The sequence below is a fragment of the Flavobacterium swingsii genome, assembly GCF_900111965.1.
GTDB classification, from domain to species: Bacteria; Bacteroidota; Bacteroidia; order Flavobacteriales; family Flavobacteriaceae; genus Flavobacterium; species Flavobacterium swingsii.
This window is the reverse complement of the sequence record NZ_FOJT01000002.1, coordinates 227,885-243,043: the sequence shown is the minus strand read 5'-3', so window position 1 is coordinate 243,043 and position 15,159 is coordinate 227,885. Positions and strand designations below refer to the sequence as shown.

16 protein-coding genes are annotated in these 15,159 nt (G+C 30.8%); 4 read left to right on the top strand and 12 right to left on the bottom strand.

Going from position 1 to position 15,159, the window contains the following annotated elements:
- Positions 1-989: 989 nt before the first annotated feature.
- The 5 genes from ligA to rpsF form a co-directional block, all read right to left on the bottom strand.
- Positions 990-2,990: an NAD-dependent DNA ligase LigA gene (ligA, locus tag BM053_RS03900; RefSeq protein ID WP_091474241.1), complete on the bottom strand. Its 2,001-nt coding sequence runs from the start codon at positions 2,988-2,990 to the stop codon at positions 990-992.
- Between the two features lie 71 nt (positions 2,991-3,061).
- Positions 3,062-3,535, bottom strand: coding sequence for a DUF6495 family protein (locus tag BM053_RS03895; protein WP_091474239.1), 474 nt, complete (start codon positions 3,533-3,535; stop codon positions 3,062-3,064).
- Positions 3,536-3,637: 102 nt separating this feature from the next.
- Positions 3,638-4,081, bottom strand: a complete 444-nt coding sequence (rplI, locus tag BM053_RS03890) for a 50S ribosomal protein L9 (RefSeq protein WP_091474237.1) — start codon at positions 4,079-4,081, stop codon at positions 3,638-3,640.
- A gap of 63 nt (positions 4,082-4,144) precedes the next feature.
- The gene (gene rpsR / locus BM053_RS03885) at positions 4,145-4,441 is read right to left on the bottom strand and encodes a 30S ribosomal protein S18 (protein WP_091474235.1); all 297 of its coding nucleotides are present in this window, start codon (positions 4,439-4,441) and stop codon (positions 4,145-4,147) included.
- A 5-nt stretch (positions 4,442-4,446) separates the two neighbouring features.
- Complete coding sequence (rpsF, locus tag BM053_RS03880) at positions 4,447-4,788, bottom strand: 30S ribosomal protein S6 (RefSeq protein WP_011963956.1); 342 nt, start codon at positions 4,786-4,788, stop codon at positions 4,447-4,449.
- A gap of 169 nt (positions 4,789-4,957) precedes the next feature.
- Between rpsF and BM053_RS03875 the strand changes: the two genes are divergently transcribed.
- Positions 4,958-5,650 carry a LytR/AlgR family response regulator transcription factor gene (locus BM053_RS03875; protein WP_091474233.1) on the top strand — a complete coding sequence of 231 codons (693 nt, stop codon included), beginning with the start codon at positions 4,958-4,960 and terminating at the stop codon, positions 5,648-5,650.
- On the opposite strand, the gene priA is transcribed toward BM053_RS03875, so the two are convergent.
- Genes priA through nadC form a run of 4 tightly spaced genes read right to left on the bottom strand, consistent with a single transcriptional unit; the run spans position 5,647 to position 10,343 of the window.
- Positions 5,647-8,097: a replication restart helicase PriA gene (gene priA, locus BM053_RS03870; protein WP_091474231.1), complete on the bottom strand. Its 2,451-nt coding sequence runs from the start codon at positions 8,095-8,097 to the stop codon at positions 5,647-5,649. The genes BM053_RS03875 and priA overlap by 4 nt on opposite strands.
- A 1-nt stretch (position 8,098) precedes the next feature.
- Positions 8,099-8,521, bottom strand: a complete 423-nt coding sequence (locus BM053_RS03865; protein ID WP_167357295.1) for a DUF2147 domain-containing protein — start codon at positions 8,519-8,521, stop codon at positions 8,099-8,101.
- Positions 8,522-8,523: 2 nt separating this feature from the next.
- On the bottom strand, positions 8,524-9,471 hold the full coding sequence (locus tag BM053_RS03860; protein ID WP_091474227.1) for a YihY/virulence factor BrkB family protein: 948 nt from the start codon (positions 9,469-9,471) through the stop codon (positions 8,524-8,526).
- Between the two features lie 14 nt (positions 9,472-9,485).
- Positions 9,486-10,343 (bottom strand): carboxylating nicotinate-nucleotide diphosphorylase, encoded by an 858-nt coding sequence (gene nadC / locus BM053_RS03855; protein WP_091474225.1) that lies wholly within the window; start codon positions 10,341-10,343, stop codon positions 9,486-9,488.
- A gap of 106 nt (positions 10,344-10,449) precedes the next feature.
- Between nadC and rlmH the strand changes: the two genes are divergently transcribed.
- From rlmH to BM053_RS03840, 3 genes are all read left to right on the top strand, one after another.
- The gene (gene rlmH / locus BM053_RS03850) at positions 10,450-10,923 is read left to right on the top strand and encodes a 23S rRNA (pseudouridine(1915)-N(3))-methyltransferase RlmH (RefSeq protein WP_091474223.1); all 474 of its coding nucleotides are present in this window, start codon (positions 10,450-10,452) and stop codon (positions 10,921-10,923) included.
- Positions 10,924-11,820 carry a glycosyltransferase family 2 protein gene (locus BM053_RS03845; protein ID WP_091474221.1) on the top strand — a complete coding sequence of 299 codons (897 nt, stop codon included), beginning with the start codon at positions 10,924-10,926 and terminating at the stop codon, positions 11,818-11,820. It begins immediately after the preceding gene.
- Between the two features lie 241 nt (positions 11,821-12,061).
- Positions 12,062-12,559: a methyltransferase domain-containing protein gene (locus BM053_RS03840; protein ID WP_244148503.1), complete on the top strand. Its 498-nt coding sequence runs from the start codon at positions 12,062-12,064 to the stop codon at positions 12,557-12,559.
- Here the strand turns inward: BM053_RS03840 and BM053_RS03835 are convergent.
- From BM053_RS03835 to BM053_RS03825, 3 genes are read right to left on the bottom strand one after another with little or no spacing between them, the layout of a single operon-like run.
- A complete protein-coding gene (locus BM053_RS03835; RefSeq protein WP_091474216.1) occupies positions 12,556-13,638 on the bottom strand; it encodes a glycosyltransferase family 4 protein in 1,083 nt (360 codons plus the stop codon). The two genes, BM053_RS03840 and BM053_RS03835, sit on opposite strands and share 4 nt — an antisense overlap.
- A complete protein-coding gene (locus tag BM053_RS03830) occupies positions 13,635-14,033 on the bottom strand; it encodes a sugar 3,4-ketoisomerase (RefSeq protein ID WP_091474213.1) in 399 nt (132 codons plus the stop codon). Before BM053_RS03830 ends, BM053_RS03835 begins: the two co-directional genes overlap by 4 nt.
- 3 nt (positions 14,034-14,036) lie before the next feature.
- A complete protein-coding gene (locus BM053_RS03825) occupies positions 14,037-15,137 on the bottom strand; it encodes a glycosyltransferase (RefSeq protein WP_091474211.1) in 1,101 nt (366 codons plus the stop codon).
- Between the last annotated feature and the right edge of the window lie 22 nt (positions 15,138-15,159).

Here is a 15,159-nt window from a genome sequence, read left to right as displayed (position 1 = left end):
ACTATTGAAAACCAAAAGCTAACTTTCCCGCGACTTTCTTGCAAATAATAAAAAAATATTGACGAGGATATAACAGGTTTTGATACTAAAGTTAAATACTCATTATCAATGATTATTGACAGGAAAAATAAAAATCCCGAAATCATATACAACAATAGTGGCGGTTTTATCGCTTTCATATTATAAACATACAAAATTATTCTTTAAGAGATTTTTTATACTGCAATTTATAATTTTCAGACAAAAGATTATGCCACTTTTTTATGTTCGTTTGCATTCAAAAAATAATTAACTAAAAAATAAAACGAAACAATATAACAAAAAACACTCGTATATCTAAAAAATAAAAAAGGATAATAATAGTAATAAATTCCGTAACAAATCTCGCAAATAATTATGTTTAGTACTGCTAGAATAAGATAAGTATTTTTAGTAGAAGAATCTACTAGATAAAGCAATGTACTGCAAACTCCAACTGCTGTGAGCAAAAAATCATATGCATACATAAATTTGTACATCTCGAAAGAAGTATCAAACACTATAAATCTAGAAATATAAATTAGACAAAGGAAAAAAATTAGAATTAATAGAAAAGCTGAAAAATTATTTTTTTGCATTACTTCCAACTTAAAAACGGCTATTTTTTTGACCAAAATGTATCCAAAAAAGCTATACGCACAAAAATTTAGAAATAAAACATATTTAAAGTTGTCCTTACCTTCTAATAAATTAATCATTCCTGATAAAAACAATAAAATTAAAACAGTAAAATATTCATAATTGAAATTATCCTTACTTCTATTAATATAATAAACACATAAAACTCCAATAAAAATTGGCTTTGCAATATAACCCAACAAATTATAATTCAATATTGTAGATAACAGGTACAAAATTCCCGAAATAATATATATAATAATGAATGAATTTAGAATTTTCATTTAAACAGGTTTATTTTTAATGCTAACAAACCCGAGAGCTTAAAGCATTTATAATTTCAGCATTTCTATAAAATCATTTTCGCTAATAATGGAAACTTTCAGTTGGTTTGCTTTTTCTAATTTTGCAGGTCCCATATTATCGCCAGCAATCACATAATTTGTTTTTGTCGAAATAGAACTTCCTACTTTTCCGCCATTATCTTCGATAGCTTTTTTCAGCTCTTCGCGAGAATAAATTGCAAAAACTCCAGAAACCACAAATATCTTACCTGAAAGTTTATCCGATACAACCGAATTATTATCTTCAGAAACTTCTAACTGAATTCCGTTACTTTTTAACCTCTCTAAGATACTTATATTTTCTTGATTATCAAAGAATTCAACTACACTTTGTGCGATTTTATCTCCAATTTCATCAACCATAACCAATTCGAGTAAATTGGCATTGGCAATCGCATCAATATTCTTATAATGTTTGGCTAGTTTTTTCGCTACCGTTTCGCCTACATAACGAATGCCGAGCGCAAACAAAACATTTTCGAAAGGAATATTTTTGGAGTTTTGAACGCCTTGCACTAAATTTTCGGCACTTTTTTGTGCCATTCTTTCCAATGGCAAAATCTGTTCTACCGATAAATCATATAAATCAGCATAATTTTTAACCAAACCATTGTTATACAATAAAGCAACTGTTTCTCCTCCCAAACCTTCAATATCCATCGCTTTCCGAGAAATATAATGCTGAATTCGACCTATAATTTGCGGCGGGCAACCGTAAAAATTAGGACAATAATGATTGGCTTCTCCTTCTTTTCTTTTAAGCTCAGTTTGGCATTCTGGGCAATGTGTTATATAAATCGTCCTTTCAAAATTTGATAATCTTTTTTCTAAATCGACACCAATAATTTTCGGGATAATTTCGCCTCCTTTTTCTACAAAAACAGTATCATTTATTCTAATATCTAATTTTTCTATCTGGTCTGCATTGTGCAAAGAAGCACGTTTTACAACGGTTCCAGCCAACTGTACAGGCTCCAAATTTGCCACTGGCGTTATAGATCCAGTTCTCCCTACTTGATAAGAAATCGAATTTAATTGTGTAAAAACTTGTTCCGATTTAAACTTATACGCTATTGCCCAACGTGGCGATTTTGCTGTATATCCTAATTCATCTTGCAAATGTAAATCATTTACTTTTACCACTACTCCATCGGTTTCATAAGGCAAAGTATGCCTGTTTTTATCCCAAAGATTTATAAAATCGAAAACTTCATTCATATTTTTAGCCAAATGACTTTGTTTTGGAACTTTGAACCCCCAAAGCCTAGCTTTTTCTAATCCATCGAAATGAGATTGAAATGATAAATTGTTTCCGATTAATGAATACAACAAACAATCTAAAGGACGTTTGGCAACTTCGGCACTATCTTGTAATTTTAAACTTCCCGAAGCCGTATTTCTAGGGTTTGAATATGGTGTTTCTCCAATTTCAATCAAATCTTGGTTCATTTTTTCGAAACCAGCAAAAGGCAAAATAATCTCTCCTCGGATATCAAATTTTTCAGGAAAATCACCTTTTAGTTTTATAGGAACTGCTTTTATTGTTTTAACATTATTGGTCACATCGTCACCCTGAAAACCATCACCTCGAGTTACGGCACGAACTAATCTTCCGTTTTCGTAAGTGATAGAAATTGAAGCTCCGTCGTATTTTAGCTCACAAATATATTCTAACGGAACATCGCCAAGCACTTTTTGAATTCGGTTTTCCCAATCTAACAAATCATCTTTCGAGTAAGAATTGTCTAACGAATACATTCGGTAATCGTGTTTTACGGTTTCAAAATTTTTGGTAATGGTTCCGCCAACTCGTTGTGTAGGTGAATTTTCATCGAAATATTCCGGGTGTTTTTGTTCTAAACCTTGAAGTTCAGACAGTTTTACATCAAAATCATAATCAGAAATCGTAGGATTATCTAAAACATAATAATTATAATTGTGAAGATTAAGTTCCTCACGTAATGATTTTATTTTTTGCAAAACGTCCATAAATGATAAAATTGGCTATTCTAGTTTATGAGCACTAAAATAACCAATTTTATTGTATTTAAACCCTAAAATTAGGAATTCATTATACTATCTATTTGTTTAAATAACTGTCCGTCGCTCAAAAAAGCACCTTGTTGTATCAATTCGAAAAGCGAAGTATTTCTTTCTTCAGTAAATTCTTTTTTACCTACTTTCATTTCAATATTGTCGGTAAACATATTGTCGCTTAACCATTGTAAACCTTCTTTTGTTAGAAAATTTGTTTCTGGCACGACCGATTTTAATACTATTGATTGCACATGAGTATCGAAACAATGAAAAAGGAAAATGTAATTTTTAGAAAAATGTTCTAAATATTCAGCTCTAGTAAGAACGCCTTCCCAGATTAAATCTGAAAAAACATCTAATTCTTGCTCAGCTACTTCTGGTTTTTCGAGTTTAATTTTATCCCATTCTCCTTTATCGATAGATTGAGTTGAAAGAAAATTTATAAATTCTGGATGCAATTCTTCAAATTGCTCTTTGGTTAGTCTGTCGTATTTCATTTTAGTCTTCTTAGATTTGTTAGATTTTTAGACTTCTTAGATTAAAAAAAAGATAAAAAAAAAGCCTTCTTTTGCAAGAAGGCTTTTAATATTTGCAAGAAATTATGCTTGTTCAGCAACAATTTCGTAAGCTAAATCTACAATTACATCACGGTGCAAACGAACTGAAGCAGTATATTTTCCTGTTCTTTTTACGATTCCTGAAGTAATAAATTTTCTGTCGATAGATTGACCACCTTTAGCTAAAGCTTCAGCGATATCAATGTTAGTGATAGATCCGAAAAGTTTCTCACCACCTGCTTTTGCAGTAATTTTGATCTCGATAGCTTTAAGAGCTTCTGCTAATGTGTTTGCATCTGCAACCACTTTAGCTTCTTTGTGAGCTCTTTGCTTTAAGTTTTCAGCTAATACTTTTTTCGCAGAAGAAGTTGCCATGTGAGCAAATCCTTGAGGAATTAAAAAGTTACGACCGTAACCTGCTTTTACATTTACGATATCGTCTTTAAATCCTACGTTTTGCACGTCTTGTTTTAATATAAGTTCCATGTTGATGTCCTTTTAGAGAAGTTAGGTTTTCATTATAGAAAAACCAACAACTTTGTTTTTAAATTATTTTAATAAATCGGCAACGTATGGCATAAATGCTAAGTGACGTGCTCTTTTTACAGCAACTGAAACTTTACGTTGGTATTTTAATGAAGTTCCTGTAAGACGACGTGGTAAAATTTTACCTTGTTCGTTTACGAATTTCAATAAGAAATCTGCATCTTTATAATCGATATATTTGATTCCAGATTTTTTGAAACGACAATACTTTTTAGTTTTGTTCGTATCTATGTTTAAAGGCGTTAAATATCTAATATCTCCGTCTTTTTTTCCTGAAGCTGATGTTTGTAATGTTGACATAATAATTACGCTTTAGTTGCTTTTAATTTTGCTCTTCTTCTCTCAGCCCATGATATTGCATGTTTGTCTAAACTTACAGTTAAGAAACGCATAACACGTTCGTCACGTCTAAATTCAGTTTCAAAACCAATTAACACTTCTCCTGGAACTGTAAATTCGAATAAATGGTAAAAACCACTTTTCTTGTTTTGAATTTCGTAAGCCATTTTTTTCAAGCCCCAATCCTCTTTGGATACCATTGTAGCTCCTTTTGAAGTTAAATAATCTTCAAATTTGCTTACTGTTTCCTTTACCTGAGTTTCAGATAAAACGGGATTCAAGATGAAAACAGTTTCATAATGATTCATAATATAAAATTTTATTTGTTAAAAATATGGGTGCAAAAGTACTCATTAAATTTTAATACACAAACTAAAAGCATAAATAATCGATGAAAGTGAATATTTTACCAAAAAAGGTTTGGTAGCTAAAGAAAAAAAACTATTTTTATCATACTAATCTATTAAAAATGACGTTATGAAGTTGAATTGTATTGTTGTAGATGATAGTTCTATCCAAAGAATTTTGGTAACGAAACTTGTAGAATCCCACCCTAATTTAACTCTGGTTGGCGATTTTTCTAATGCCATTGAAACTAAAAATTGTCTGACAACCAAGTCTGTCGATTTGTTATTTTTGGATATAGAAATGCCTGTAATAAGCGGCTTTAACTTATTAGACGGACTAAAAGAAAAACCACAAACTATATTTATTACTTCAAAAGCAGAATATGCCGTCAAAGCTTTCGATTACGATGCTACGGATTATTTGCAAAAACCAATTACAAAAGAACGTTTCAACGCTGCCGTAAAACGCGCTATGGATATGTACCAACTTCGTAGAGATAGTCTTGAGGAAGAAGGTGAACATATTTTTATAAAAAGTAATTTAAAGAAACTTAAAATTTATACGGCAAAAATAAAATGGATTGAAGCTTACGGCGATTATGTAAAAATTGTTACCGAAGATGATAGCCACTTGGTTTTATCGACCATGAAATCCTTTGAACAAGATTTATCTAAAGAAAAGTTTATCCGTGTTCACAAATCTTTCATTATTAATATAGATAAGATTGAAAAATTCAATAGCAAATTTGCCGAAATTGGAATTACTAAAATTCCGTTAAGCCGAAACAAAAAAGAAGATTTAGCTAAAGCTTTAGATTTTTAATAAAAATCAACATTTACAGTTACTTTGATAGCTCTAAATTGCGAAACAGACTCGAAACTATTCAGAATTTTTTGAATAGTTTTTTTTGTGCTTCCCAATGATTTTTCTTGTGGAATTTTTATTAAAATAGTTCTGATGTACTCGTTTCTAATTCGGTTTATTGCTGGTTCTTCTGGCCCAAGAACAGGAATATCAAATTGTTGCTTCAAAACCTGATACAACCACATAGAACCTTCTTTTAGTTTGTCGAAATCTTTTTGTTTTAATGTGAGTTTAATCAACTTAAAATAGGGTGGATAATTGTATATTTTACGTTCGTACAATTGTTCTTTAAACATCGACAAATAATCGTTTTGCACCACTTGCAGAATCGTATTGTGGTTTGTATTATAAGTTTGAATAATCACTTTCCCTTTCTTATCCGATCGTCCTGCCCTACCCGATACTTGCGTCATCATCTGGAAACTACGCTCGAAAGCTCGAAAATCTGGAAAATACAACATCGAATCGGCGTTAAGAATTCCTACGAGCGATACATTATCAAAATCTAATCCTTTGGCAAGCATTTGCGTTCCTACTAAAATATCAACTTCTCGGTTTTTGAAACTATCAATCAACTTCTCGAAAGCATATTTACCTCGAGTGGTATCTTGATCCATTCGTTTGATGTTTTTTGTTGGAAAAAGAGAAGCCAATTCCAATTCTATTTGTTCGGTTCCAAAACCTTTTGAAGTCAAATCGATACTCGAACAAGCGTGACAATTAGTTGGTTTGGCTATACTGTAACCACAATAATGACAGCGCAATTGGTTTTTGAACTTATGATACGTTAAACTTACATCACATTGCGGGCATTGCGGCACGTGACCACAAGTCATACATTCGATAACTGGCGAATAACCCCGACGATTTTGAAACAAAATAATTTGTTCCCCGTTCGACAACGCTTCTGCAATGGAATCGATTAGATTTTGACTGAAATGTCCCGTCATTTTTTTGCGGAAATAACTATCTTTCAAATCGACCAATTCTATTTCAGGCAAAACGGCATTTCCGAAACGTTCATACAATTCGACCAATCCGTATTTGTTATTTTGAGTATTAAAATATGTTTCGATACTTGGTGTAGCGGAACCTAACAAAACTTTGGCCTTATGGAAATTTGCCAAAACAATCGCTGCATCACGAGCGTGATATCTTGGTGCAGGGTCGGTTTGTTTGAAAGTTTGTTCGTGTTCTTCATCGACAATAATGAATCCCAAATCTTGAAAAGGCAAGAACATTGCCGACCTTGCTCCAATAACAATTTGAGCTTTGTCAGACGAGTTTAAAACTTGGTTCCAAACCTCAACACGTTCGTTATTGCTATATTTTGAATGAAAAACCGCTACTTTATTTCCAAAATGTTTGGTTAATCTAGAAACCAATTGTGTGGTGAGCGCAATTTCTGGCAACAAGTACAAACACTGTTTCTTTTGCTCTAAAAACCTTTCAATTAGCTTGATATAAACTTCCGTTTTTCCCGATGCGGTGATTCCGTGAAGCAAACAAACTTCTTTTGAAGCAAAAACGGTTTCAATTTCTTTTAAAGCTTTATTTTGTGGTTCGCTTAATACGATTTGGCTTTCATTTACATCATCAAACGAAACTCGGTCTTCTTGAATATAATATTCCTCAAAAATTTCTTTATCGATTAATGCTTTTATAACCGCCGAAGTTGCTCCAGAAAACTCGGTCAATTCTTTAACAGAAATTGGCTTTTTTGTAGAAGCTTGCAATTGAAAATAACTTAATAATATCTCTTTTTGTTTTTGTGCATTTTTTAGAACCAATAATAATTCCTCAAGTTTTTCATTAGAATTAAATTGGGAAAACAACCGAATATAACGCACCAATTTCGGTTTGTATTCTTCGACCATTTCTTCCTGAAGCGTAATAATATTTTTAGCTAGAAGTTGCTGAATGACTGGAAAAACTTTCTTTTTATTTAAAACTGAAGTAACCTCACTAATTTTTAGAGAACTTTGCTGATTTAAAGCTTCTACCAATAAATATTCTTCGTCCGAAAGTTCATTTTCATTAACCGAAAAATCTTTTTTGGCAGAAATAATTGTTTCGCTTTCTAATTGCAATGCCGATGGTAACGCACATCTAAAAACTTCGCCTAACGTACACATATAATACGAGGAAATCCATTGCCAATGTTGCAATTGTATTTCGGTGATAATGGGTTTGTCATCAATAATTTGATGAATTTCTTTGGCTTCATATAAGGTTGGAGCATTGTGATGCAACTCCGAAACCAAGCCTGTATAAAATTTACTTTTACCAAAAGGAACTGCCACACGCATACCAATTTTCAGGTAATCGAATTCTGCTTCCGAAACGCTGTAAGTGAAGGTTTGTGGAAGTGCAAGCGGTAAAATAACTTGTATGAAATGTTGCATTTTATTTTACTCTAACCCAAGTTTGCGAACGCCCAATTAAGGCAAATCCCATGTAACCACGAACTTCGAGTTTGTCTTTACCTGAAATTTTGAGAATACATTTGTACAAATTTCCAGTTTCTGGATCTAGGATTTTTCCGCCATTATGTTCATCATCGTCTTTTGTGAGTCCTTTTATAATTACAAGTCCTAAAACAGGTTTGTTTTTATCGGTTCCTTCACATTTTTCGCACTTTCTGTTGCGTTTAGTTGCATCAAAAATTTCGATTACTTTTCCGTATACTTTTCCATTGTTTTCATATACCTCAACAATAGATTTTGTTTCTCCTGTTTTATCATCAATCGTTTTCCATTTCCCTAAAACGGTTTGTGATTGCATTTGGAAACATGCTAAAAGTAAAAGCAAAAGCGTTAGTTTTTTCATCATTATAAATGTGGATTTTTAGTTGGGTGGTGTTTTAGTTTGTATATTGATGCGTCTAATTCGAAACCTAATAATAAGACCATACAGTTTATCCAAAGATAAAACATTACAATAAGTAATGTTCCTATCGATCCGTATAGTTCGTTATATTTTGAAAATTTAACCACCCAAATTCCAAAGAAATAAGACGATAAAATGATTAAAACCGTGGTAAAAACAACTCCTATTGTTATAAAAGCCCGTTTTCTTGTTTGTCTGATTCCAAATCTAAAAAGTATTCCGATTGAGGTTAATATCATTATAATCACGAAGGAATATCGTCCGTATTCTATAAGCGAAATTTTATCGGAAATTCGGCTAGAAAGCACATCTTGTATAATTGTTCGCTGAATAAAAACTTCAAAAATAATAATGGTAGCCACTGTCACCAATAGTATAGTTGTAAGCACCATCGAGATAAATAATGCTACAAAATATTGTCTGAAATAAGCTCGTTTTTCTACAACATGTTGAGAAGTTTCAAAACCGCTCATCACAGCATTTACGCCATTTGTCATCAGAAAAACGGACAAAATAACTCCCGTAGATAATAATCCTGAATGACTGTTGTGCAAAATATCATTTATAATAACATCAATAGCATCGAAAGTTGTAGGTGGCACATTTTCTCGTACAAATCCTAAAAAATCTTCCTGAAAATCAGCAATTGGAATATACGGAATAAGATTTAAAATAAATAACATAAACGGAAATAGCGCCATAAAAAAGCTCCAAGCAATCGCCGCAGCTCTATAACTTAAAGCGCCTGTAAGAATTCCAGAAATATAAAAATCAATTAACTCATATAAAGAAACTCCTTGCAGCCAAGGCAGTTTTATGTTTTGCAACACAATAACTAATTGCTTGATTACGGGGATTTTTTTTAATATTTCTTCTGTGGTTTGACTCATATTCAGATTGCAGATTAAATTGCTTTCAAACTCAAATCCATATTATGAACCGAATGCGTTAATGCTCCAGACGAAATATAGTTTACACCACAATTCGCATATTCACGAATGGTTTTTTCATTGATATTTCCTGAAGATTCTGTTAAACATTTGTTTCCAATTAGTTTGACAGCCGTTTTTGTATCTTCAAAATTAAAATTATCTATCAATATACGATAAACACCCTCGGATTGTAGTATTTCTTCAATTTCGGTTAAATTTCTAGCTTCGACAATAATTTTCAAATCGAGATTATTGTCTGCAAGATATTGTTTTGTTTTGGCAATAGCCAAAGTAATTCCGCCAGCAAAATCATTATGATTGTCTTTGAGCATAATCATATCATACAAAGCAAAACGATGGTTTTCGCCTCCACCAATTTTTACTGCCCATTTTTCGGCAGCACGAAAGCATGGCGTTGTTTTGCGAGTATCTAAAACTTTAGTATTTGTACCTTCAAGTAAATTTACATATTGCTTAGTTTTTGTGGCAATCGCACTCATTCTTTGCATCGAATTAAGCACTAATCTTTCCGCTTTTAGAATAGATTGAGAACTTCCTGAAACATGAAAAACGACATCTCCATGTTTTACTTGGCTTCCGTCTTGTATGAAGGTTTCAACATCTAAATTTGAATCTACGTGATTAAAAATCATTTTTGCAAATTCGACACCCGCTATAATACCGCTATCTTTTACTAATAATTTGGCTTTCCCAGTTGCCGAAGCAGGAATGCAAGCCAATGAACTGTAATCGCCAGAACCTATATCTTCTCGAATTCCGTTTGTAATAATTAATTCTAGTTCTTGGTTAAACTGTGCTTCTGAAATCATATTTACTAAATTATAAGGCTAAAATAGGGAAAAATGTGCATTTGGTTATTTGTTTATTCGGTTATTTGGGAAATTTTTTAACCTTTGTAATTCAGAATTTAAAAAAATGAATATCAAACTCATTGCCATTGGCAAAACCGACAATAAAAACCTACAATCTTTAATTGACGATTATACGAAGCGCTTGTCTTTTTATATCAAATTCGATTTGGATATTATTGCCGATATTAAAAATGTAAAAAACTTATCCGAAAGTCAGCAAAAAGAAAAAGAAGGCGAACTTATTTTGTCTAAAATCACACCAACGGATCAATTAATTTTGTTAGACGAAAACGGAAAAACCTTTTCGAGCATAGCTTTTTCGGATGAATTACAAAAGAAAATGAATTCAGGAATTAAAACTTTAGTATTCGTAATTGGCGGTCCTTATGGTTTTAGCGATGAAGTTTACAAGAAATCTTTTGGAAAAATTTCGCTTTCGCCAATGACGTTTTCGCATCAAATGGTTCGGTTATTTTTTATCGAACAATTGTATCGTGGTTTTACTATCTTGCGTAACGAACCGTATCACCATCAATAAATGCTTTCGATATTAATTCCTACTTATAATTACAATACTTTTTCATTGGTTGAAGAACTAACGAATCAAGCTATAGCAACGGGAATTTCTTTTGAAATTATTGTTTTAGATGATGGTTCGACTGATCAAATTTCATTGAAAGAAAACTCCAAAATAAATACTTTAGAAAATTGTTCTTATAAAATTTTAGAGAAGAATATTGGAAGAAGTGCCATTAGGAATTTACTAGCAAAGACTGCAAAATTTGAGAATTTACTTTTTTTAGATTCAGATACAATACCAACCTATGGAAATTTCATATCGGAATATATTGCACATATAAACGATGATGAAAAGATAATTTACGGCGGTATTTTATATCAAAAAGAGAAACCAAATAAAACCAAAATTTTAAGATGGGTTTATGGTAATAAAAGAGAAGCTTTATTAGTCGAACAGAGAAATAAAAATTGTTACTTATCCTTTTTAACTTTAAATTTTTTAATCAAAAAAAGTGTTTTCAACAAAGTAATTTTCAATGAATCTATTCCTAATTTAAGACATGAAGACACTTTATTTTCGTTTGAACTTAAACAAAAAAATATTCCCGTTTTTCATATAAATAATCCCGTATATCATTTGGGTTTAGAAAGTAGTATTGATTTTCTTAAAAAATCTGAAGAGTCAATAATTGGTTTGCATTATTTAATTTCTCATCGTCTTATTTTGCCTGAATATACAAAATTGAGTAAGACTTATTTCTATTTAGAGAAAATGAAACTTATAGGAATATTTAGATTTATGTTTAACAAAAGTCAGTTTTTATTAAAAAAGAATCTTTTAAGCGAAAATCCATCACTTTTCGTTTATGATTTGTATAGAATAGGCTACTATTGTAAAAGCGTACAAAAACAATAAAATGTATCAAACTTTAAAAAAAATAATAAGCAAAATAGTTTCAAAAAAGTTTCTTTATAAAAATGAATTCTTTTTTAGAAACCTGTACGCATTGGCGTATAGCGGAAACTCCCATCAATGTAATATTTGCGAAAAAAAATTAAGTAAATTTGTCATTAACCAAAGACATGAATTATTATGTCCCAAATGTGGCAGTCTTGGCAGAGATAGAAGGTTATGGAAACTCCTAAAAACAGACTATTTGAAAGAGAATTATACCGTATTAGATTTTTCTCCGTCAAGAAGCTTGTCGCATAAACTTAAAAAAGAAAACTCAATAAATTATTTAAGTACAGATTTATCAGGAAATTTTAATGCTGATTTTGAGTACGATATCACAAAAATTGATATGAGTTCTAATACTATCGATTTAATTATTTGCTATCATATTTTAGAACATATTGATGAAGATTTGCTTGCTATGAGCGAACTATTTAGAGTTTTGAAACCCAACGGAATTGCCATTATTCAAACTCCGTTTACAGATGGTGATATTTATGAAAATCCTTTGATACAATCACCGGAAGAAAGATTAAAACATTTTGGTCAAGAAGATCATGTTCGAATATATTCTGAAATAGAATTGAAAAACAGGTTAGAAAAAACAGGTTTCGATGTAACAATTAGGCATTTTGACAAAATAGAAAACTATAACAAACTTCTAGAAAACGAGAGTGTTTTTGTTGTTAAAAAAGTCTAGTCTTCGAGAAGGTTTTTCCAAATTTGCATAACAGAGTCTATATTGTATTTTTGGGAACTTATTTTTGCGCTTTCTCCAATTTTTAATCTTAAATCTTCGTTTTCAATTAAAGTTATAATTGTATTCACAAAGTCACTCTCATTTCCATTTTCGATAAGAAAACCATCTTCCTTATCATTAATAATCGCTCTCGGTCCGCAAGGGCAATCGTAAGCAATACAAGGCAAACCACAACCCATAGCTTCTATAAGTACCAGCGGGAATGCTTCAGATCTTGAAGTCATTAAGTAAAGAGAAGACTCTAGATATTTTGTTTGTATGTCTTTTGTGGGTGCAATAAAATTTACATAACTAGAAATTTGCAAACTGGAAGCCATCTGCTGATAGGTTAAATCATTTTCCCATTGTCCGTAAATATCAAGAGTCCAATCAGGATATTTTAGTGTTATTTTTTTCCATACAAACAATAATCTGTCTAAGCCTTTTTCGTAACTATGACGAGTCGCAGCAATTGCTTTTTTACTTTGTAAATTTGATTTTTTTTGAGAAGTAAAACTTATCGGATTTGGAATAATTTCAGCATTTTTTAATTTCCATTCATTACTATTTTCCTGAGATAAAAAAATAACTTTATCAAATTTGTTTAATGTAATTTGTTTAATAGAATGAATTGCTTTTTGTTTAAGTTCATCTATTTTACTCTGAGAATCTGTCTTTTTCAGAAATCTAGAAACATGAGTTTCAAATAATATTGGTATTTTAGTCTTAATAATCCAAGGAATAGAAACCCATAAAACCGCATCGCAAACAATAATTATATCTGGCTTTTTTTCTGCAATTACTTTTTTAATTAATCGAAGATAATTCCACAAAAAAAACAATGATTTTTTAGAATCAGCAATGGTATACCATTTTATTTTCTCATTAAAATCATAAAAAAAACCAGCATTTGTAGTGTTTGCAGCAAGAATGTGCACTTCATAATTGAAAACCGAAACAAAATAATTTGTTTTCAATGATATTACACGAGCAATACCACCAGAATTTGTTAAGTCTGGAGTTATATATAAAATTTTCATATAACTGATTTCAAAAAATCATCATAATCTCGAATATAATCTTCTTCAATAAAAACATCTGATGCAAGAACGAGACAAACTGCTCCAGAAGAGAAATTTTCTAATTCTCTCCAAATATTTGTTTTTATTAGTAATCCTTTATTCGGTTTGTTTAAAAGCGCCTTTACTTTTTCTTTACCATTATCTAGTACAACTTCAAAACTTCCACTCAAAGCGATTAAAACTTCATATTGATTTATGTGAGAATGTCCTCCTCGAAAAGCATTGCTTGGCACATCAAAAAGATAATAAATCCTCTTAAATTCGAAAGGCAAAATATCATTTTGAATAAATGCTAAATTACCTCTTGCGTCTTCTATTACAGGAAAATTTATATATTTAATAAGGTCGTCCATTGTTTATATTTTAATTTTCATCAAATCTAACCATTGTTGACCAATTATTTCTAATGAAAAACGTTGTACGCTTTGTAAAGCATTTTTTTTGCAAAAATTATATAGGGTTGTATCTTCTATAAACAAATTCATCGCTTGGGTTAGTTTCTCTAAATTTTGATTTTCTACAAGAATACCGTTGTTTTTATCGATAATCATTTCTCTTGGTCCTGTAGCACAATCGAAAGCTATTACTGGTGTTTGACAAGCTAACGATTCTAAAATTACGTTGGGCAAACCTTCGTTTAAGCTACTTAGAACAAAAAATTTTGCATTCTTTAAGAACTTATACGGATTTTCTTGGTAACCTAAAAAATGTACTAAACTTTCGATATTACTTTCTTTTGCTATTTTTTCTAATGGTTGCTTGTTTCCTTTTCCTAAAATAATGAGATGAATTTTATTTTTTGGCAAAATAGAATTTGAATAACTTAAAATTAATTTGTCAAATTGCTTTACATTATTTTCAAATTGTCCAACGGCAATAATATATTCATAATCGATATTTAAACTTTCATTTTGTTTTTCATAAACATCTTCAAGACGAATTGGATTAGAAATAGTTACCAAATTTTTTAAATTATACCTATCTTTTATGAGTTCATTTATCTTGTCTACTATAGTCACCGTAGCATAACAGTCTTTATAAATTAGATTGGTCAGCCATTTATTTTTAGGCATATAATAATTTATAAGATAACTGTGTACTGTTAGAATGGTTTTAGTTTTATATATAAATTTTGACAAAATTAGCTCTTGTATATATTTAGTTCTGGGGCGAAAATCTATAATAAAATCAAAATTATTGGCCTTCAAGTATTTTCTTAAAACGAGAAGTCTTTTGCATTTATTTACAAATCCGTTACTTTCATTTTTTAGTAATCCTAAATTCAGAAGTTTTCCAGAATAAGAATAATTTACTCTGTCTAGAACAATTATATTATGAATTTCGATACCCATTTTATCAAAAAAAATAGACAAATTTGCCATGACTTTTTCGCCTCCGCCTTCTCCCAAACTAAAGCCAATTAAAGCAATTTTATATTTTTTATGGGGTAATATCATTCTTATTTTATTATTTTCGTTT

What these genes read in the sequence shown, in the direction of transcription:
- BM053_RS03835 (WP_091474216.1), bottom strand. Translation starts at nt 13,638, where the DNA reads ATGAAAATTTTATATATAACTCCAGACTTAACAAATTCTGGTGGTATT.
- rpsR (WP_091474235.1), bottom strand. Translation starts at nt 4,441, where the DNA reads ATGTCAACATTACAAACATCAGCTTCAGGAAAAAAAGACGGAGATATT.
- priA (WP_091474231.1), bottom strand. Translation starts at nt 8,097, where the DNA reads ATGCAACATTTCATACAAGTTATTTTACCGCTTGCACTTCCACAAACC.
- BM053_RS03865 (WP_167357295.1), bottom strand. Translation starts at nt 8,521, where the DNA reads ATGAAAAAACTAACGCTTTTGCTTTTACTTTTAGCATGTTTCCAAATG.
- rplI (WP_091474237.1), bottom strand. Translation starts at nt 4,081, where the DNA reads ATGGAACTTATATTAAAACAAGACGTGCAAAACGTAGGATTTAAAGAC.
- BM053_RS03845 (WP_091474221.1), top strand. Translation starts at nt 10,924, where the DNA reads ATGCTTTCGATATTAATTCCTACTTATAATTACAATACTTTTTCATTG.
- BM053_RS03875 (WP_091474233.1), top strand. Translation starts at nt 4,958, where the DNA reads ATGAAGTTGAATTGTATTGTTGTAGATGATAGTTCTATCCAAAGAATT.
- ligA (WP_091474241.1), bottom strand. Translation starts at nt 2,990, where the DNA reads ATGGACGTTTTGCAAAAAATAAAATCATTACGTGAGGAACTTAATCTT.
- BM053_RS03860 (WP_091474227.1), bottom strand. Translation starts at nt 9,471, where the DNA reads ATGAGTCAAACCACAGAAGAAATATTAAAAAAAATCCCCGTAATCAAG.
- nadC (WP_091474225.1), bottom strand. Translation starts at nt 10,343, where the DNA reads ATGATTTCAGAAGCACAGTTTAACCAAGAACTAGAATTAATTATTACA.
- BM053_RS03825 (WP_091474211.1), bottom strand. Translation starts at nt 15,137, where the DNA reads ATGATATTACCCCATAAAAAATATAAAATTGCTTTAATTGGCTTTAGT.
- rpsF (WP_011963956.1), bottom strand. Translation starts at nt 4,788, where the DNA reads ATGAATCATTATGAAACTGTTTTCATCTTGAATCCCGTTTTATCTGAA.
- rlmH (WP_091474223.1), top strand. Translation starts at nt 10,450, where the DNA reads ATGAATATCAAACTCATTGCCATTGGCAAAACCGACAATAAAAACCTA.
- BM053_RS03830 (WP_091474213.1), bottom strand. Translation starts at nt 14,033, where the DNA reads ATGGACGACCTTATTAAATATATAAATTTTCCTGTAATAGAAGACGCA.
- BM053_RS03895 (WP_091474239.1), bottom strand. Translation starts at nt 3,535, where the DNA reads ATGAAATACGACAGACTAACCAAAGAGCAATTTGAAGAATTGCATCCA.